The organism is Microvirga sp. P4_A5, assembly GCF_056402495.1.
This window is the reverse complement of sequence record NZ_JBFUHH010000005.1, coordinates 39,126-56,908: the sequence shown is the minus strand read 5'-3', so window position 1 is coordinate 56,908 and position 17,783 is coordinate 39,126. Positions and strand designations below refer to the sequence as shown.

Here is a 17,783-nt window from a genome sequence, read left to right as displayed (position 1 = left end):
GAGCGTCAAGCGGCGGCAGGCGCTGCTTCTGCTAAGGTGCGGGCGATGGTTCCGCCACCCAAAACCCGGGCGCGAGGAGCATCGCTTTCATAAATGACACAAGCTTGACCGGGCGACACCCCGTCTTCCGCCGATAATAGCTCGATGACCGCATCGGTTCCGTCGTAACGGAGGATCGCGGACCGGGGCTCGCGGGTCGAGCGCACCCGCACCGCCACTTCCAGGCCCCCCTCCGGCACCGCCGCGAGCGGACTATCGCCCAGCCAGTTCACATCGATGATCCGGATGGCCCGCGTGGCGAGCGCTTCCCGGGGGCCGACGACGACGCGAGCCGCCTTGGCGTCGAGACGGATGACATAGAGAGGTTCTCCGGTCGAGACTCCGAGGCCTTTCCGCTGGCCGATGGTGTAGTGGATGATCCCGTGATGTTGGCCGAGCACGCGTCCGTCGAGGTGTACGATCTCGCCGCCATGCACCGCGCCAGGCTTGAGGCGCTCGATGACATCGCTGTACCGGCCCTGGGTCACGAAGCATATGTCTTGGCTGTCGGCCTTCTCCGCAACGGTCAGCCCGAATTCTCGAGCAAGGGCCCGCGTGTCGTCCTTTGGCAATTCGCCCAGCGGAAAACGCAAGAGGCTCAACTGCTCGGGTGTGGTTGCGTAGAGAAAATAGCTCTGGTCCCGATCGGGATCCGCCGCCCGATGCAGGGCGCGCCGTCCGTCCGGCAGACCGCGACTGGCCACATAATGGCCGGTTGCCAGAATGTCGGCGCCAAGTTCCCGGGCGGTTTCGAGCAGATCCCGGAATTTGATTGAGCGGTTGCACTCGACGCAGGGAATGGGCGTCTCGCCGTCGAGATAGCTCTGCGTGAAGCGGTCGATGACGGCCTCGCGAAAGCGCGCCTCGTAATCGAGCACGTAATGCGGGATGCCAATTGCCTCGGCGACCCGGCGGGCATCGTGAATATCCTGGCCCGCACAGCAGGCACCTTTACGATGGGCAGCGGCGCCGTGATCGTAAAGCTGCAGGGTAATTCCAAGCACATCGTATCCCTCCCGTTTCAAGAGAGCAGCAACGACGGAGGAATCGACGCCGCCCGACATGGCAACAACGACCCGAGTTTCGGAGGGGTCTCGAGGAAGACCGAGAGAATTGAGCATCACACCATTCCAGAGGCGCCGTTCAAGGCGGCGCACGGGAAACAAAGAAATTTCTATACGCGTTGCGAGGGCCAATTTCCAGAGCCGCAAACAACGCCAAGCAATGCCTTCTTAACCATTATGGCCAAATCGCGGCAGATGCGTAATTTGCGTTCTGCGCTTAGGAAAACATTAAGCCGGTCCATGTAATTTGAGGTTCTACGAGGTCGTTGAATTTTTGTGTGAGCGTATCATGACCGAACCCCACCGCCCGAGGGTCAAGTATGTCATTGGGCCCGACGGCAGTCCGCTAACGATTGCTGACCTACCGCCTTCCAGTACTCGACGCTGGGTCATCCGTCGCAAAGCAGAGGTCGTGGCCGCTGTGCGGGGCGGTCTTCTCAGTCTCGATGAGGCCTGCCAGCGCTATACGTTGACGACTGAGGAATTCCTCAGCTGGCAGCTCTCCATCGATCAGCACGGGCTTGCAGGACTGCGAACGACACGCATCCAGCAATACAGACAATAACGCCATTTACTTCCAGGAAAGGCATCGCCCCAGCCGGCGGTGCCTTTTTTGCTTTTCAAGCCCGATACAGCGAAGCTTTTTACTCCCGTTAAGCTATTCCTAACCATGCTGACCTTCTAATCGGATGCGTTCTTCCGCATTCGACAGGGTCAGCCATTGCCTCTCGCCTTCGACACCGCGCATCCTCCGGACCACCAAGGCATCTTCAACATTTCGCTCGTCGGAAGGACCGTGGCGGACGTGGAGCGCCACCTGATCCTCGACACGCTCGATCATTGTCAGGGCAACAGGACGCATTCGGCGAGAATTCTCGGCATCTCTATCCGCACGCTTCGCAACAAGCTGAACGACTATGTGGAAGCTGGAATTCCCGTGCCGGAACCCGGACAGACACGCACGCTTCCTTGTCTCTGAAAACGGCTAGCGTTTTCGAAGCCAAAGACTGGTTTCGTGGGCCGCGGAATCAAGCGGTAGCCGGGACAGGATTTCCGGTTTTTCCCGACCCAGCAGATGCCTCGCCACATAATGGCTCGCAAAGACGAGTTCGTAGCCGCCCCCCTGAAGGAGGGCGCCGACGACCAACTGCTCGTTATAGCCACGCCAGTTCCAGGCCGCCGGATAGGCATAAGGCAGGGTGATGTCGTGGATATGGACCAGCGTGCCCGCCGCGAGACGAGGCAAAATGTCCAGAAAAAGCCGATCGACGTCCGTCCCCGGCATGGCGATGTGGCTTGAATCGATAAACAGCACGTCACCGCTTTGGATGCCCGCGAAGATTGCGGGGTCCGCATTCTGCAGAAGCACAGGCAGGTGAGTGACCGCCAGACGGGTCAAGTCGGCCCGTGGGGCCGGATCGATGCAGATAATTTTGGTCGGCAGCGCACCATCTTGCACCGCGCGGGCCATGAACCGGGTCGAGTGGCCGGATCCGATTTCGACGATCAGCCGGGGCTGAAGTGTCCGCACGATCGCGTAGGCAGCAGCGGCGTCGAGCCGAGGAAACCAATCCTGATCGAAACGGGCGGGGTGTCCGTCTTTTCCGATCGCACTGAGATTGTCGGAAAGCGCCTCGATATCCGAAAGGAGGGCCTCGAACCGGGGTCGCGCGGCCTGAAAGAGCGGCAGCAGCGCCGGATAGCCCAGTGCCGCCACGGTGTCCGCATAGCGGTAAGGAATGAAAAACCCGCGCGTCTTCAATCCGAGCAGGGTCGACAAACCAAAGCGCAACCGCCGCCAGAACGTCTTCATTCGTAAATCAGATCAGAGGCGAAGGAGGCAACGGCCCATCGCCCGGCGCAAGTCGTCCCCGCCATGCCTTTGCAAGCCTTGCCCGTTCGAAGAGCACCACGACGATGAGCGACAAGGCGAACGGGATTAAAAGGTAGAAAAGCCGGAACACAATCAGGGCGGCCAGCACGTCCGCCTTCGGGATGTCGGGCATCGCCGTGAGGAACACAAGTTCGAAAACTCCGAGGCCACCGGGCGCATGGCTGACGAGCGCCGCTGAAAAAGAAGCCAGAAACACCGCCAGCACGACCACGAAACTGGGCTCGAGATGAGCCGGCAGGACGAAATAGATGATGCCGGCAGCTCCAAGCAGCTCGAGCGGGGCCGCAAGAAGCTGACGCGCCATGATCGCCGGACGAGGATATTCCAGCTTGGCTTTACGAATGACCACCGGCGGAAGGTGGAGGATGGATCCGACGACATAGAGCGCCACCAACGCGAGGAGGATCATCCCGACAATCCTGGCCGTGGCCGGATTGGTGATGGCGGTGGGGAGGAAGTCCTCCAGCCGGTGGAGCAGCGTGGGGTCGACGGTGAGCACCACACCACCCAGCAGGATCGTGCCGAGGCCGAAAGTAAAAGAACAAAGGGCGACGAGCACGGCGATCTGAGGCGCACTCAGGCCCTTCGACGTATAGGCCCGATACCGCACGACGGCACCCGAAAACACCGAGGCGCCGATATTGTGCGAGAGCGCATAGGTGGTGAACGAGGTGACGGAGACGAAAAACCAGGAAATGTGGCGAACGCCGAGATGTAGAAGGGCGATGCGATCATACCAGGCCAGGGCCATGTAGGCCACGAGCGTCGACAATCCCGCGAGGGCATAGCGCCGCCCCGGCACGGCCGTCAAACTCTCCCATACGTCATCTAGCGAGAGGCCGCGGAGCTCACGATACAGAAGCCAACAGGATACGACGACTGCGACAAGCCCGACGATGGGCCAGATAAACTCACGCACATTTTTCATCGACGTCGTCGGTCTCCTCGGCGGGCGCTCCCTGTGTGCCAGAAATCCGTTGTTTCGCAAGGGGGATAAGAGCGGCGAATTCGACCCGTCGGACCAGTGGGACATGGGTGGCATCTCGCGAGAACCTTGAGTTTTTCAAGGTCTTGACCGGCTCTGGCCCCGTCTGACCTGATCGTAGGGAGATGTGATTGCTCTTCGTCCCGCCCTGTGGGAAATCATCTCGTCCAGACCGTTCCCAGAAGGTCATTTTCATGCCGGCTCCCGCCTCGATCTCCCTCAATTTGGATGGTTACACCGATATTCCGGCTGGCAAAGTCGTGTCCGTGGTCACTTACCTGCAGATGCACGAGCCGCCAGCGGGGAGCGGGCAGACCCGGCTGGACGCTTACGGGCTCGATCGCCTGAGCGACGATCTAGGGCGCTACCGAACCCTTTACGCGCGCATCGGCGACCCATGGCTGTGGTTTGGCCGGGCCGTCATGGACGACACAAGCGTCGCGGGAATCCTCAGCCATCCGGACGTCGAGGCCTATGCTCTGGTCGAGAACGGCACCGATATCGGCCTCCTGGAAATCGATTTCCGGGTCGAGGGTGAAGCGGAACTGGCGTATTTCGGTCTCGTGCCGGGCACCACCGGCCAGGGGATCGGGCGGTCTCTCATGGACGAAGCCATTCGCCGCGCGTTCGGGCGTCCCATAGGGCGGTTTTTCGTCCACACCTGCTCGCTCGATCACCCGGGAGCGGTGAGCTTCTATGTGAGATCCGGCTTTCGCGCCTACAAGCGTGCAGTCGAGATCGCCGATGATCCGCGCCTCAAGGGTTTTCTGCCTTTAACGTCCGCGCCCCAGGTCCCGATTATCGATCCGCCGGACTCGGGCTCACCATAAAAAAGGGGTGCGCCGCCCGTGCGCACCCCGGCAACTCACGGCTGATGGGACGGTCAGGCAGTGGCGCGCATGGGGCGGCGCTGCCCGATATGGCTGATGACAGCCTGCTCGCGGACGGCGTCGAGCCCGCGTTCCCGGTCGTCGAGGCTCTCGGCCTTCTTCAATTCCTCGAATGCCACGCCAAGCTCCGCCTTCGCATCATCGAGCTGAACGTGCAGATTAATGCCGGATTGGCGCAAATTATCCCGTCGCTGCGCCGCTGCGCGGGCATAGGTGGGATAAGCGAAATGGTTCGGGTCGGAGATCCCGGCCTTCTGCTCCTCCATGGCGATCTCCCGGTCGAGATCAGCCGCCATGCGGTCGAACTCGGCGATCATCATGTCGATTTGCGCGACCCGGCGACGTTTCTCGTCGACTTGAAAGCGCTTGAGGCGGATGAGCGTATCCCGCGACTTCATTTTGGTTGAACTCCACACGGCGCTGTTTCACGTGTCCGGCTGATCGCTCAGTTATCCGCCGGTCATGCGCTACCATCCCGCATGGAGGTTGACCGTTCCTTACCGGATCGACCGAATGGCCACGGTTCACGGCCCCACCCTCTCGCGCGGGCCCTTTTTCGCGACCCGGATCGGCGGAGCGTCAACGTTTCGTTTACCCCTTTCGTTAACACTGCCCGGGAGGGAGACTCCGCAGCCGGGACCGGATCTGCGGGACGTTTTCCTGCCCATGGCCGGGGCATTTCACAGGCATGACGGGCTTACGAATGGCAGACCAGTACAATCGCCACGTACATTGCGAACAGCTGATCCAGGAGATCGGGTCGTTAATCGCTTGCATGTGCGAATCAGGGTTTGTTAACCATTCCGTACTAGCGTTGCGAATCAGTTCAGAGGGCATCTGCGACACGCCCTGTCGCGGATGGGCAGCTTCAGGCTGTTCGGTGGTCCATGGGCAAGGGCTGGGGAATTAACATGCGCGTACTTCTTATCGAAGACGACAGCGCAACTGCGCAGAGCATCGAGCTGATGCTGAAGTCCGAGAACTTTAACGTCTATGCGACGGATCTCGGCGAAGAGGGCATCGACCTCGGCAAGCTCTACGACTACGACATCATCCTTCTCGACCTGAACCTCCCCGACATGTCGGGATATGAAGTTCTGCGCACGCTGCGGGTCGCGAAGGTCAAGACGCCGATCCTGATCCTCTCCGGCATGGCCGGCATCGAGGACAAGGTGAAGGGTCTAGGCTTCGGCGCTGACGACTACCTCACCAAACCGTTCCACAAGGATGAGTTGGTCGCTCGAATCCACGCCATCGTCCGACGCTCGAAGGGCCACGCCCAATCCGTCATCACGACCGCCGATCTGGTGGTCAATCTCGACACCAAGACGGTAGAAGTCGGCAGCGCCCGGGTGCATCTGACCGGCAAGGAATACCAGATGCTGGAGCTTCTCTCGCTTCGCAAGGGCACGACCCTGACGAAGGAAATGTTCCTCAACCATCTCTATGGGGGCATGGACGAGCCGGAACTGAAGATCATCGACGTCTTCATCTGCAAGCTCCGCAAAAAGCTCGCCAATGCCTCTCAGGGCAAGAATTACATCGAAACGGTATGGGGCCGGGGCTATGTGCTTCGCGAGCCCACCGAGGTCGAGCAACGCATCGCCGTTTGATCCATCACGACCCCACTCAAAAAAGCCCGGCATGACGCCGGGCTTTTTTGTTAGGATCGTTCGCGATGCAGGAAACGGCCGATGAAAGCGATGCTCGAGTCGTGGCAGTTCTGGGCTCTCTTGTCGGCCGGTTTCGCGGCGCTGACAGCGATCTTCGCCAAAGTCGGAGTCGAAAACGTCGGTTCCGACTTTGCCACCTTCATCCGTACGATCGTCATCCTGGTGGTCGTCGCGGGGACGCACCTACACGTTCCTCGTTCTCTCGGGGATCGCGACCGGAGCCTCATGGCTCTGCTACTTCCGTGCGCTCAAACTCGGAGAAGCCTCCCGCGTCGCCCCCATCGACAAGATGAGCGTCGTCCTGGTCGCGCTGTTCGGCGCCTTATTCCTCGGCGAAAGATTGACAGGGCTCGGCTGGACGGGCGTCGGATTGATCGCCGCGGGCGCGGTTCTCGTGGCTATCGGCAATTAAGGCTTCACACCGTGGCCGAGCGGATGGTCACCTCGTCGCCCTCGATGCTGAACGTGATGCTCATACCGGCGGCGCGTGCAACCTCACCTGCGTAATAGACCTGGATGCCATGAGCATCGACCGTGCCGCTCTCGGAATGCCCGGCGAGAAGATCTTCGGCATGGGCGGGAATGCGGGCGTTGATGCCCTTTGCGCGGAGGATGAATTCGCATTTCTCCGCATCTCCCGACACATTGGCCGAAATCGAGCCGCCGCGAGGTATGGCCGTAATCGCGATCATGATCAGGTTGAGCAGAAGCTTCACCCGATTTTTCGGGAAAAGAAGGCGGGGAGCGGACCAGGCGAACGAGATCTTGTCGTCCTGAAACATCCCCCGGGCGACCTGCTCGGCGTCACCGAGATCGATCGATGCGCCGGCCGACCCTGCGGCACCGAATGCAAGGCGGGCGAATTGCAGGCGGGCCGAGGCCTGCCTTGCGCTCTTGCCGATCAGTTCCAGGGCGAATTCTCGCATCGACTGGTCGTTGTCGTCCTCGAGAACCTCCAATCCATTGACGATGGCGCCGACCGGCGAGATCACATCGTGGCAGACGCGGGAGCACAGAAGAGCAGCGAGATCGAGCGATTCGAGCGAGATGGTTGCCATGGGGGCTCCAGAAAGACCGTGATTGGGCGAAAACTCACGACCATCGGAGATCCGAGCCGTCGTGAAGCGCCGGGAAGAAAAGCGAGCGTGAACCCGGATACCCGGCAATGCGTTCTTTGAAAAGCGGGCAAAAGGATCGACAGGCCCCTCGCGAACGGGCACAAAGTCATCATGCGTCCTGACGACCAAGATGCCAATTCGATTGCCCAGAAGCTGGCGGAGATCGCCATCGATGCGGGGCGCGTATTGCGGCGGATGGAATGCGCCTTCATCGAGAAGCGCATCAAGGACGACGGCTCTCCGACCACGATGGCGGATCTCGCGGCCGAGGAACTCATTATCCGGCAATTGAACGAGATTTGGCCCGACGTGCCGGTGGTCGCCGAGGAAACGGCTAATCGCGTGCTGCCCGACTCCTATTTCTTCCTCGTGGACCCCCTCGACGGGACCCGCGATTTCATCCACGGCAGCGGCGAATACAGCGTCAATATCGCGTTGATCAATGGCAAGCGCCCCTGCGCGGCGGTGGTCGCGGCCCCGGCCCTGGGCCGTGTCTGGATTGCCGGCGAGACGGCCGAAACGGCGGAGATTCCGTCGGTGGGCCACTCCGGCCTCGCCTGGCGCCCCGTCAGCGCACGCAAGGCTCCCGACAACGATCTAGTCGCTTTGGTCAGTCGTCGCCATGGCGACGTGGCCACTGAGGCCTGTTTGTCGAGCCTTTCCATTGGTACCCGGCGCATGACCTCGTCGGCGCTCAAGTTCTGCCTCATCGCTTCGGGGGAAGCCGACATCTATGTCCGCTGCGGCGCGACCATGGAATGGGACACCGCTGCGGGCGATCACATCCTCACCCGATCCGGAGGAACGGTCATCGGCCCCGGCGGCACCCCCCTCACCTACGGGCATGCGGCTCGCGGATACCTGAATGGCCCCTTCGCCGCGCTTGGCGATGCGGCCCTTGCGCCCCGCCTTTCGCTTCCCATCGCCTGCTGACGGTACTTGCCGCAACGTAAGCTCATTCGGCTCGTGAACCGATTGTTAGGGTTGATGGCCATAAATTAGCGCGACCGGCCACATATCGACCGGAAGTCCCTGGACGGATCTCGAACACATTGCCCGCATCCGTCCCAATTTCATGCGGGGCTGCCCGATGGCAGCTTCAGCGAGGAGATTGCCTATGCTCTCGCGAAACACAGTCATTGCCGCGGCCACCGCGGTGGCGCTTCTCGGTGCTCTTTCGTCGGGCGTATCGGCCCAGCCTGTAAAGGCGGCGCGCGCCAATTACTCCAACCCCGGCGACCCCTCCTCCTATCGCTCGGAGGATCTCGTCCAGTCAGGGCATTCATTCTTCGGGTCCGCATCGCGGGGCCTGGCTCTCACCGTCCAGGAAGCAGTCCGTCGCTGGGGCGAACCGAACGGCTATATTCTGGGTCAGGAAGCCGCCGGGGCGTTTTTTGGCGGCCTAAGGTATGGCGAAGGCAAGCTCTTCACCCGAAACGCCGGCGAGCGCCCGATTTTCTGGCAAGGTCCCTCCTTGGGGTTCGATCTCGGCGGCGAGGGTTCCCGCACCATGATGCTCGTCTACAACATGCCCTTTACCGACGCGCTCTATAAGCGCTTCGTCGGGATCGACGGCTCGGCCTATCTCATCGGCGGGTTCGGCATGACCGCGGCGGCCGCGGACGAGATGATCGTCGTCCCCATCAGGACAGGGGTGGGCGCGCGGCTTGGCGTCAATCTGGGATACCTGAAATTCACCCCTGAGCCGACCTGGAATCCCTTCTAGCCGCGGGTTTTGGCCCCCGAACCGCCAAACGGCCCCAACTTCTTTCCGACCAAACGGCTAGCTCCCGCTGGAAAGCCCTCCCGGATGCGCTACAAAGAGCATTCTTGAACCTTGCGCTGGAGTGGCCGCGCAGGCGCAAGGCAAGTGCTTGAGCCTGCAATCGAGCAGCAGCCTGGAGTTGATTCCGCGTGGTCGAAACCGTCATGTTCTTTGCGCTGGGGTTCCTGGCCGCAACCCTCATTGCCTTGCTTATCATTCCGGCGATCAACCAGCGTGCGGATCGCCTTGCGCGGCGACGGGCCGAAGCCCTGTTTCCCATGTCGATCGCCGAACTGACTGCCGAAAAGGATCATCTGCGCGCGGAATTCGCCGTTCATCAGCGGCGGATCGAGCGGAAAGCCGAGGAGGCGCTCGCTGTCAAACATCAAAGCATGGAGGAACTCGGGCGCCGGGCCATGCGGATCGAGAGCCTGGACAGCACCCTCGCCGAGCGCAACGCTACCGTGGCCCGTCTGGAGGCCGAACTCGACGACGTGCGCCGCGCGCTTGCCGTATCGGAAGGTTCACTCGCGGAAACGGCTGCCGCACTGAGCGATCGACGGGAGACTCTGACCGCGCTCGAGAATACGCATCGGGCAACAGTCGATGAACTCGGGTCGATGCGACGGGATCGCGACCAGTTGCAGGCCTCTCTGTCTGTCACGACCTCGGAGCTGACCCGCACGTCGCACACTCTCGTCGAGCTGGAGGATGCCTACGCGGGGATTGACGCAGCGCTGACAGCGGCATTGAGCGAAATCGATGCCAAACGGATCGTCATCTCCGACCTAGAGACGCGTCTGATGACCCAGAGCGCGCGAGGGAACGATTTCGAGAGGGCCCTCGGCGAGCGGCACAGCGAGTTGTCGGACGAGCGCAAGCGCCTTGCCGTTTTGACAAAAAGTCTCACCGCCGAGCAGGAACGGGGCCTCATTCTCGAACAACATGTTCGGGAGATCGAGGCTGAACGGGATGCAAAGGTTGCCGAAATCGCAAGACTGTCGGTGCTGCTGGAAACAGCCCGGGCCGAGGCTGCCGAGCATACGGCTTGGGCCGCGCAATCGGCATCCGCCGAAAATGAGGAGCTGCGGTTACGCATCAGGCAACTGGCCGATCAGATCCTGACCGCGGGAAGCAAGCAGGCGCAGGACATGGCGAAATCCGGCCGATCCGGCCAAAGGAATTCGGGCAAGCGCAAGCGCCCGGCGTAACTTTATCTCGGATCGAGAGTCGGATTGCGCGAACCGGGGCTCCCCGGGGGCGGAATGATCGGCGTGGTGCCCGGCTCCGGTACCGGAGCCGGCACATTCATGTCCGGGGTCGCATCGACCGGCGGGCGGATGATGCCGTCGCTGCGCTGCAGCTTGTCGCTCAGGGTCGACCCCGTCTCCGACGGCTCGATCTTCTCCGCGGGTACGTCCTTCGGCGCGGGCATGTTGGGTGCCTGCTGCGGCAAAGTCGGGATCTGTGCCAAGGCACCAGAGCCGCTAAGCGCGAGAACACCGACGGCGATCTTCAAAAACTTCATGGGGCCACTCCTCAAGAAAGGAGAACGGGCCCCTTCTGGCTCGGTTCCGGCCTAATGATGATCCCTGGCTGACTCCCGCGCCATGTCCAGATAGAGGTGCCGCAGTCTTTGTGTGATGGCGCCGGGTCTTCCATTGCCGACGGGGCGTGCATCGATGGAAACGACAGGCAGGACGAAGTTCGACGCGCTCGTGAGAAATGCCTCGGCAGCGCCGTAAGCCTCCTCGACGGTGAACATCCGCTCCTCAAGCCTGATTCCGGCCTCTTGCGAGAGTCGAAGCAGCGATTTTCGCGTAATGCCCGGCAGGATCGCGTTCGACAGCGGACGCACGACGATACTGCCCGCTTGCGTGACGATGAACGCGCTCGAGGACCCTCCTTCGGTCACGTGTCCGTCTTCCACCATCCAGGCCTCCTGCGCCCCGGCTTCGTTCGCAGTCTGCTTTGCGAGAACCTGAGCCAGCAGTGAGATCGACTTGATGTCGCGACGTTTCCAACGCTGATCCGCGACCGTGATGACCGCGATACCGGTTTCGGCTGCCGGAGCATCGGCGATGGATTTTGCCTGGGTGAACATCATAACGGTCGGCGAGGCGCTCTTCGGGAACATGAAATCCCGCTCCGCCACGCCGCGCGTGATCTGAATATAGAGAAACCCTTCCGACATATCGTTCCGGCGCACGAGCTCGTGCTCGAAGCGTGTCCACTCGGCGCGGGAATGCGGATTGGCAATCTGAATCTCCCGCATCGATCGCTCGAAGCGTTCGAGATGCGCCTCGTTGTCTACGAGATGCCCGTCAAGCACACCGACGCCCTCATAGACACCGTCCGAGAACAGAAACCCTCTGTCCATCACGGAGACTTTCGCCTCCTCGGCCGGCAGGAACGCACCATTCAGAAAAACCACACGGGACATGGAAACCTCGGACCTCGCAAAAGCTTTCACCATCTAAGCCTCGCCGTGCGGGGTGTAAATCCGCGCGCGCCCTAACTTGAATGGAATCGCCCAGATGATCACTCGCAGATTGTGCACGATATCGGTGGCCATCATCACCGCCGGAGCGGCATTCGCTTCGCCGAGCGTTGCTGCGGGCGAGTCTGCGCGGCGCTGGTTTACCGAGCAGGGATATGCGCCTCCGAGTGGCGGGCGCGTGTTCGCATGCCACGGCTATGGCTGCTCGCGCCGCCTGCCGGTGATGTTGGATGGGAACATTATTCCGCGGGCGGCTGCGCTTCTCGGTTCGACTGAGTCGGCGGAGGCGGAGAGGCGGGCCATCGGCGAGGTGGTGCGGATCTACACAGCCCAACTCGCACGGGAACTTGGCGGCGCCCCCGATCGACCGGGATCGCCTTATGAAATGTCGGGGCAACACGGCCAGATGGATTGTCTCGACGAGACCGCCAACACGACAAGCCTGTTGGTCGAACTCGACAGCCAGGGTCTATTGCGGCACCACCGTGTCGAGTCTCCGCAATCGAGAGGCTTTTTCCTGGACGGCCGTTACCCACATTTCACGGCGGTCATTGCGGAGAAGAAAAGCGGCGGCGCGTGGGCGGTGGACCCGTGGCGATATGCGCCGGGAAAAACGCCGGATATCCTGCCGCTCGCAAAATGGCGGCAGGATTCCTGAGGCTGTTTACTTCTTGAGGTGCTGGGCGAGGTGCTTGTTCATCTCGAACATCGTCACCTTGTCTTTGCCGAAGATTGGCTTGAGCTTCTCGTCGGCCAGGATTTCGCGCTTGTTGGCGGGATTCTGAAGGTTGTTCTTCTTGATGTATTCCCACATCTTGCTGACGACCTCACCGCGCGAGAGGGCGGCGGAACCAACAACAGCGGCCAACTCCTTGGACGGCTGAAGGGGTTGCTGAAGAGCGTTGGGCTTTGACCCGGCCGCTTTGGCCGCCGCAGGCTTCTTCGCAGCTGCTTTTCCGTCTGTGGTCTTGGTCGCCATGGAGTCCTCCGAAAGTGAATGGAATTACGTCGCGTTGCCGTGACGGCTTCGAGACGGCAATTGGTTTGCCCTATGGCCGACGATACGGCTCTCGTAAAGAGCCTGACTCATCGACTGGGTGGTCGATACCGCCGGAGCTTATGGTCGCTCAGAGGTAGCAGCAAGATCGATTTCAGGCGCCCAAGCCGTTTTGGTTGCGCGGACCCACGGTCGCGGACGCATAATCCGCAAACGGGAGACTTCCTCGCATTTGTCGTTTCGATCTCAGCGACGCGGATCGAACTTCGCTCAAGATGGTCTCGTTCGTACAAGGTTTGCAGAGCAAGATGACTTGGGCAGGAAGATCTCTAGAGCTGGGCCATTGCCGCCCGGTCAAAATGAGAATTTCAATATGTGAAAAGGACTTGCACACTGTTTGAGCGAGTTCGAGCCCATTGTTGCCAGAGGCCAGATCCACGTCAGCGAGGAGCACATTGACGGTACGTCCCCCGCGGATGATCGCCAGGGCCTCCGAGGCATTGTCCGCTTCGATCACCCTAAAGCCCGCTTCGTCGAGAAGCTCCGACACGAACAGTCTGATGTGAGGCTCGTCTTCGACTAAAAGAACTGTGGACTGGTCTTTCGACATTCATTCCAACCATGTGGGCGACGCTTCTCGAACGCGACCCTGCGGGCATCGTTCCCGACTCACCGGCAAAAACCTGTGGGTAGGCCGATTCGGAGGCTTCGGGTCCCTGGGCGCGCCTAATGCCTCAAGCGGAACATGTGGCAATCGCCGACCGACCTGCGGATGGCAGCCTCGTCATAGGGTTTCGCGATGAATTGGACGTCCTGCAGGAGCTGTGGGATGTCGGAATGCAAGGACGCCGAGACGAAGCAGAACGGGATACACCGCTCCTGCAATTCCTGCGCGATAGCGAAACTCTTACCGTCAGCAACGTCCACGTCCAGCAACGCGTAATCCAGCCCATCAGAAAGATGGGCCCTTGCGGCGTCCACTGACGGTACGGCCCCTACGACATCGTGGCCGTCGCCTTCCAAAATACATTGAAGGTCCATGGCGATGAACGGATCGTCTTCCAAGATCAGTACGCGCACTACACTATACTCCCGATAGACGCCCCGAACTGATGGATTTTTCGCAAAGTCCGCTGCGTGAACAACTGGTGAACGGCAAGATGCGCAAGGCGTTCCGCTCGGAGCCTGTAGGAACCGTGTGTTTTGACCATCGCGGTAAATGGAGGGTGAAGATGGATTGGTAAAAGAAAAAGCGCCCCAAGGGCGCTTTCTCGTGTTCTCAGGAAGCGGGAAACTCAGTGGCGATTGGCACCCTGCCGGGTCGGCTTGAACTCGCTGTCATGCTTGCTGAAACGAGGATCCTCGCCCTCGAACGTCTCTTCGACGAGTTCTCGTCCTCTCTGCGTCGCCTCTCGCGCATATCGCACGCCCTGGTGACGCAACTCGTCGGCCCACTCGCCAAACGCCTCGTTTTCCCGTCGCGTGCGCGGCAAAAGTGCACCAATCAGCATCCCGGCCGCCAGGCCCACCAGGCCGACAACCATGGGGTTCTCGGAAACATAATCCTGGATACCGCCCCTCACGCGTCGAACTGATTGCGAGGACTGCCGGCGCATCCGATCGAGCCGTTCGCTGCGAGCGTCATAGGCCTCGGATGCCCAATCGGTAACACGGCCGTAGGTGTCCTCAGCCCATTCCGATGCGCCCTCGTACGCCTCAGTAGCCTTTTCCTTCACATTGCCGACCGTTTCGCGGACGTTCTCGGCCATTCCGCTGGCCTTCTCCTTTGCGGCCTCGGAGATCGCGGAGAGCTTCTGACCTTCAGATTCGGCGCCTCCCCGATTCCGGTCCGTCACTTGGCCGCCGAGGGGCCGCGAGGTGTGTGACGCCAAGGTTCCGCTTTGGACAGACTTCGTCGCTTCGTTTGAAGAGGACTTATCCTGGGAAGTTGCAGATTCATTTTTCTGTTCGGCCATCGAAGACTCCTGTTCTTTCAAATACGGACGTTGGCTGCGCGACGACGACCCTCGAGGTCTTCGCGCGATTGGAGCGTGGTGGCTCCGGTCTGATAAAGGCGGGGCTCCAGCGGCGCTGGCGGCAGGTCTTCGTCGACCGCGACGCGCGGCGAGCGGGCCGGCGCGGGAGCAGAAGTGGGACGAAGGCGGTAAAGCAAGAGCGCCGCTCCCGCGGCCACCAGCAAGACCGGGACGGGATTGCTGCGCAAGGTGGAGAGCGCGTGATCGTACAATGGAGCGAACTGGCTTCGACGAGCCGTACCCAACAGATCGTCCACGACCCCCGACACCGTCAGCTTTTCCTCAAGCCGGTCGAGCGTGAGGTCGAGTTTTGCTCGGCTCTGCTCCACCTCCCGCTGCAAGTCTTCAATCTGGTTTGTCATCCCGCGACCCTTTCGGAGAAAACTTCAGCGTCACGTTTGACGGAGCGAACAGTCTTGTCGGGTACCAGAGAAGCGGTGGACAAGGCGTGTCGCCCATAGAGGATAAGGCCTATGGCGATGAGCGCCATGACGCCGCCGACGATCAGTGCAGAAAGAGCGCGCGAATCCAGGATCGTCGCGAGCCAGTCCACGAGCGCTTCGGTGAACAGCATGAGTGCAGCGACCGCGAATACGGCCGCCACCACCATCATGCCCAGCCCGACGAACAGCATGCGGACGTTCTGAGTCATCTCCGTCCGGAAGAGCGTGAATTCCTTTTGAGCAAGATCGCCACTTTCGCGAAGGGCTTCACCCAACAGAGTCTTGATGGTCGGATTTCCGTGTGCAGACATCTCAATCTCCGTCAAACGCCGGAGCGCGCCGGACCTGCGCGGCGAGTGGCGGGAGGAGTCGCGGAATATTGGTTGTCGCGCAAATCCTCCGACGTGCTCTTGATGAACCGAGCGGCCACGAAGCCGATCGCCAGGGCAGCGACGCCGAAAGTGGCGGGACGCCGCCGAACGACATCTTCGACATCGCTGAAGATCTCAGTGAAACTGCGATCGCGGATTGTTCCGGCCAGATGTTCAAGGCCCTCCGCCGCACTGTCGACCACAGCCTGAATGTTCGGCCTCTCTTCGAATGTTCTGGTCGAATCCCGCAAAGAGGTCGCCAGATCGGCAACCGACTGGGCTACGTCAGCCTTGCGTTTGACCGCATAATCGGTGGCATGATCCTTGGCGGAATCGATAAAGTGACGGCCTTGCGAAACGGCCGCCTCGGCGATGCCGCCAACGTCCTCCCGGAGCGCACCCCAGTCATCCGTGCCGGTTCCGGCTCGCTTGGATTGCTCGTTACCTTGTTGTCCTACACTCATCGCTTACCTCATCAATCGCCAGACAGTAACTAGCGGGCACACGGGTGGTTCCTTGGCGCGTAGCTAAACCCCTCGGAACTCATCGCATTTGGGCCGTGAACCGATTGCGGGCGTAAAACGTTCAGTGGAACAAGCCGACGGACAGCAGGGGCCGAGATGAGCGACGCAATTTCAGCGCGGGTAAACGAGCATCGCGCGGGAGAGAAAAACCGCGGGCGGGAGGCGGTTCAGCCTCATCACATACCCTGGCTCGGCTGGAAGGATATTTTGTATCGGGTCTGGAACGAGGTTTCTGACGACCGGGTCGGGACCGTGGCCGCCGGCACGACGTTTTTTCTTCTCCTGGCGATCTTCCCGGCTCTCGCAGCGCTTGTTTCCCTCTATGGCCTGGTCGCGGACCCCGTCACCATTTCGGAACACGTCGCCGACGTGAAAGGCTACGTCCCTTCGGCGGTCATCGATATGTTGGGGGATGAATTGAAGCGCTTGACCGACAACCGTGGAACGGCGCTGGGTTTTGGATTTGTTTCGGGGATCGCGGTCGCGCTGTGGAGTGCCAATAACGGCATCCGGGCCTTGTTCGACGCTCTCAATGTCGCTTACGACGAAAAGGAGAAACGGGGCTTCTTCAAGCTTTTGCTCACGTCACTCTCATTTACGGTGGGCGCTATCGTTTTTGCCGTTGTGCTGCTCAACGTGGTGGTCGGTGTACCTTTGGTCATTCGGTTCCTCAACCTTGGGCCCTTGGGCGACCTGCTCGTCACCGTATTGCCCGCGATCGTACTTTTCACGATGGCGATCTCCGGCTTGGCGATGCTCTATCGATTCGGCCCTAGCCGTGTCACCGCAAAATGGCGCTGGATTACCCCCGGCTCTATTTTCGCAACCGTGGTGTGGTTGATATTCTCGGTCTTGTTCTCTTGGTATCTGTCACATTGGACGGACTATTCCGCGACCTACGGCTCCTTGGGTGCCATCATCGGCGTCATGATGTGGATGTATCTGTCGCTGTGGGTGGTTTTGGTGGGAGCCGAGTTCAATGCCGAGATCGAACACCAGACGGCGCAGGATACCACCATCGGACCCGACAAGCCCATGGGCAGCCGCGGCGCCTTTATGGCTGACGATGTGGGTCAGGCGAAGGCGTAGAGCCGTCCGAATTGGTCGCCAGCCATTCCACCAGATCGGCGACCTTGCGTCTGACCTCCCCATCCTTGAGACTTTTGAAGCTGCGCACGAGCCGGTCGCTCTCGGTAATCGCGAGGAATTCGGCCATGCTCCGTTGTTCCGGGGCAAACTGAGCGCCAGCTTGCTCCAACCCTTCAAAAAAGAACTCGATGCCAACCCCCAGGATGCCGGCGATCTGCAGGAGCCGGCTCGCCCCGATCCGGTTGGCGCCCTTTTCGTACTTCTGGACCTGCTGGAAGGTCAGCCCGAGGGCATCACCCAGCGCCTCCTGACTCATGCCGAGGGCGGTACGACGCCGGCGAACCCGCAGGCCAATATGATGATCCACCGCATTCGGCGACTTTTTTTCCACGAAA

General features: G+C 60.8%; 23 protein-coding genes and 2 pseudogenes. 10 read left to right on the top strand and 15 right to left on the bottom strand.

The window, feature by feature from the left end:
- Positions 1–5 precede the first annotated feature (5 nt).
- Entirely contained in the window at positions 6–1,160 is a 1,155-nt protein-coding gene (mnmA, locus tag AC1DVM_RS03250; protein ID WP_477252004.1) for a tRNA 2-thiouridine(34) synthase MnmA, read from the bottom strand.
- 232 nt (positions 1,161–1,392) lie between these two features.
- Here mnmA and sciP point away from each other — a divergent pair, with 232 nt between their 5' ends.
- Together sciP and AC1DVM_RS03240 are read left to right on the top strand one after the other, a co-directional pair.
- A complete protein-coding gene (gene sciP / locus AC1DVM_RS03245; RefSeq protein ID WP_150943946.1) occupies positions 1,393–1,668 on the top strand; it encodes a CtrA inhibitor SciP in 276 nt (91 codons plus the stop codon).
- 216 nt (positions 1,669–1,884) lie between these two features.
- Positions 1,885–2,082: pseudogene (locus tag AC1DVM_RS03240) on the top strand (helix-turn-helix domain-containing protein); the annotation flags it as partial.
- A gap of 6 nt (positions 2,083–2,088) precedes the next feature.
- On the opposite strand, the gene AC1DVM_RS03235 reads toward AC1DVM_RS03240, so the two are convergent.
- A complete protein-coding gene (locus tag AC1DVM_RS03235; protein ID WP_477252002.1) occupies positions 2,089–2,916 on the bottom strand; it encodes a class I SAM-dependent methyltransferase in 828 nt (275 codons plus the stop codon).
- Positions 2,917–2,923: 7 nt separating this feature from the next.
- Positions 2,924–3,925, bottom strand: coding sequence for a lysylphosphatidylglycerol synthase domain-containing protein (locus tag AC1DVM_RS03230; protein ID WP_477252001.1), 1,002 nt, complete (start codon positions 3,923–3,925; stop codon positions 2,924–2,926).
- A gap of 251 nt (positions 3,926–4,176) precedes the next feature.
- On the opposite strand from AC1DVM_RS03230, the gene AC1DVM_RS03225 reads away from it, so the two are divergent.
- A complete protein-coding gene (locus AC1DVM_RS03225) occupies positions 4,177–4,812 on the top strand; it encodes a GNAT family N-acetyltransferase (protein ID WP_477251999.1) in 636 nt (211 codons plus the stop codon).
- A 53-nt stretch (positions 4,813–4,865) separates the two neighbouring features.
- Here the strand turns inward: AC1DVM_RS03225 and AC1DVM_RS03220 are convergent, their stop codons facing one another.
- Positions 4,866–5,270, bottom strand: a complete 405-nt coding sequence (locus AC1DVM_RS03220) for a flagellar export protein FliJ (protein ID WP_477251998.1) — start codon at positions 5,268–5,270, stop codon at positions 4,866–4,868.
- Between the two features lie 513 nt (positions 5,271–5,783).
- Here AC1DVM_RS03220 and ctrA point away from each other — a divergent pair.
- The gene (ctrA, locus tag AC1DVM_RS03215) at positions 5,784–6,485 is read left to right on the top strand and encodes a response regulator transcription factor CtrA (RefSeq protein ID WP_477251996.1); all 702 of its coding nucleotides are present in this window, start codon (positions 5,784–5,786) and stop codon (positions 6,483–6,485) included.
- 81 nt (positions 6,486–6,566) lie between these two features.
- Positions 6,567–6,957 (top strand): annotated as a pseudogene (locus tag AC1DVM_RS03210) (EamA family transporter).
- A 4-nt stretch (positions 6,958–6,961) separates the two neighbouring features.
- On the opposite strand, the gene chpT reads toward AC1DVM_RS03210, so the two are convergent.
- A complete protein-coding gene (gene chpT, locus AC1DVM_RS03205; protein ID WP_477251995.1) occupies positions 6,962–7,603 on the bottom strand; it encodes a histidine phosphotransferase ChpT in 642 nt (213 codons plus the stop codon).
- Between the two features lie 171 nt (positions 7,604–7,774).
- On the opposite strand from chpT, the gene AC1DVM_RS03200 reads away from it, so the two are divergent.
- The 3 genes from AC1DVM_RS03200 to AC1DVM_RS03190 all read left to right on the top strand — a co-directional run bounded on the left by AC1DVM_RS03200 (position 7,775) and on the right by AC1DVM_RS03190 (position 10,639).
- The gene (locus AC1DVM_RS03200; RefSeq protein ID WP_477251993.1) at positions 7,775–8,596 is read left to right on the top strand and encodes a 3'(2'),5'-bisphosphate nucleotidase CysQ family protein; all 822 of its coding nucleotides are present in this window, start codon (positions 7,775–7,777) and stop codon (positions 8,594–8,596) included.
- 184 nt (positions 8,597–8,780) lie between these two features.
- Positions 8,781–9,389 carry a DUF1134 domain-containing protein gene (locus tag AC1DVM_RS03195; protein ID WP_477251992.1) on the top strand — a complete coding sequence of 203 codons (609 nt, stop codon included), beginning with the start codon at positions 8,781–8,783 and terminating at the stop codon, positions 9,387–9,389.
- 188 nt (positions 9,390–9,577) lie between these two features.
- Entirely contained in the window at positions 9,578–10,639 is a 1,062-nt protein-coding gene (locus tag AC1DVM_RS03190; protein ID WP_477251991.1) for a hypothetical protein, read from the top strand.
- 2 nt (positions 10,640–10,641) lie between these two features.
- Here the strand turns inward: AC1DVM_RS03190 and AC1DVM_RS03185 are convergent, their stop codons facing one another.
- The gene (locus tag AC1DVM_RS03185) at positions 10,642–10,956 is read right to left on the bottom strand and encodes a hypothetical protein (protein WP_477251989.1); all 315 of its coding nucleotides are present in this window, start codon (positions 10,954–10,956) and stop codon (positions 10,642–10,644) included.
- A gap of 51 nt (positions 10,957–11,007) precedes the next feature.
- Complete coding sequence (locus AC1DVM_RS03180; protein WP_477251987.1) at positions 11,008–11,871, bottom strand: D-amino-acid transaminase; 864 nt, start codon at positions 11,869–11,871, stop codon at positions 11,008–11,010.
- A 94-nt stretch (positions 11,872–11,965) separates the two neighbouring features.
- On the opposite strand from AC1DVM_RS03180, the gene AC1DVM_RS03175 reads away from it, so the two are divergent.
- Positions 11,966–12,586 carry a hypothetical protein gene (locus tag AC1DVM_RS03175; RefSeq protein ID WP_477251985.1) on the top strand — a complete coding sequence of 207 codons (621 nt, stop codon included), beginning with the start codon at positions 11,966–11,968 and terminating at the stop codon, positions 12,584–12,586.
- Between the two features lie 6 nt (positions 12,587–12,592).
- Here AC1DVM_RS03175 and AC1DVM_RS03170 read toward each other — a convergent pair whose 3' ends face one another.
- From AC1DVM_RS03170 to AC1DVM_RS03140, 7 genes are all read right to left on the bottom strand, one after another.
- Positions 12,593–12,907: an SWIB/MDM2 domain-containing protein gene (locus AC1DVM_RS03170; protein WP_477251984.1), complete on the bottom strand. Its 315-nt coding sequence runs from the start codon at positions 12,905–12,907 to the stop codon at positions 12,593–12,595.
- 172 nt (positions 12,908–13,079) lie between these two features.
- On the bottom strand, positions 13,080–13,535 hold the full coding sequence (locus AC1DVM_RS03165; protein WP_477251982.1) for a response regulator: 456 nt from the start codon (positions 13,533–13,535) through the stop codon (positions 13,080–13,082).
- 116 nt (positions 13,536–13,651) lie between these two features.
- Complete coding sequence (locus tag AC1DVM_RS03160; protein WP_477251980.1) at positions 13,652–14,005, bottom strand: response regulator; 354 nt, start codon at positions 14,003–14,005, stop codon at positions 13,652–13,654.
- A 215-nt stretch (positions 14,006–14,220) separates the two neighbouring features.
- A complete protein-coding gene (locus AC1DVM_RS03155; RefSeq protein ID WP_477251978.1) occupies positions 14,221–14,901 on the bottom strand; it encodes a hypothetical protein in 681 nt (226 codons plus the stop codon).
- A gap of 17 nt (positions 14,902–14,918) precedes the next feature.
- Entirely contained in the window at positions 14,919–15,323 is a 405-nt protein-coding gene (locus AC1DVM_RS03150; protein ID WP_477251977.1) for a DUF3618 domain-containing protein, read from the bottom strand.
- Positions 15,320–15,715 (bottom strand): phage holin family protein, encoded by a 396-nt coding sequence (locus tag AC1DVM_RS03145; RefSeq protein WP_477251975.1) that lies wholly within the window; start codon positions 15,713–15,715, stop codon positions 15,320–15,322. The genes AC1DVM_RS03150 and AC1DVM_RS03145 overlap by 4 nt, the downstream gene beginning before the upstream one ends.
- A gap of 11 nt (positions 15,716–15,726) precedes the next feature.
- Positions 15,727–16,239, bottom strand: coding sequence for a hypothetical protein (locus AC1DVM_RS03140; protein ID WP_477251974.1), 513 nt, complete (start codon positions 16,237–16,239; stop codon positions 15,727–15,729).
- Between the two features lie 156 nt (positions 16,240–16,395).
- Between AC1DVM_RS03140 and AC1DVM_RS03135 the strand changes: the two genes are divergently transcribed.
- Positions 16,396–17,388, top strand: coding sequence for a YihY/virulence factor BrkB family protein (locus AC1DVM_RS03135; RefSeq protein WP_477251973.1), 993 nt, complete (start codon positions 16,396–16,398; stop codon positions 17,386–17,388).
- Here the strand turns inward: AC1DVM_RS03135 and AC1DVM_RS03130 are convergent.
- Positions 17,354–17,779, bottom strand: coding sequence for a helix-turn-helix domain-containing protein (locus tag AC1DVM_RS03130; RefSeq protein ID WP_477251971.1), 426 nt, complete (start codon positions 17,777–17,779; stop codon positions 17,354–17,356). The two genes, AC1DVM_RS03135 and AC1DVM_RS03130, sit on opposite strands and share 35 nt — an antisense overlap.
- Positions 17,780–17,783 lie beyond the last annotated feature (4 nt).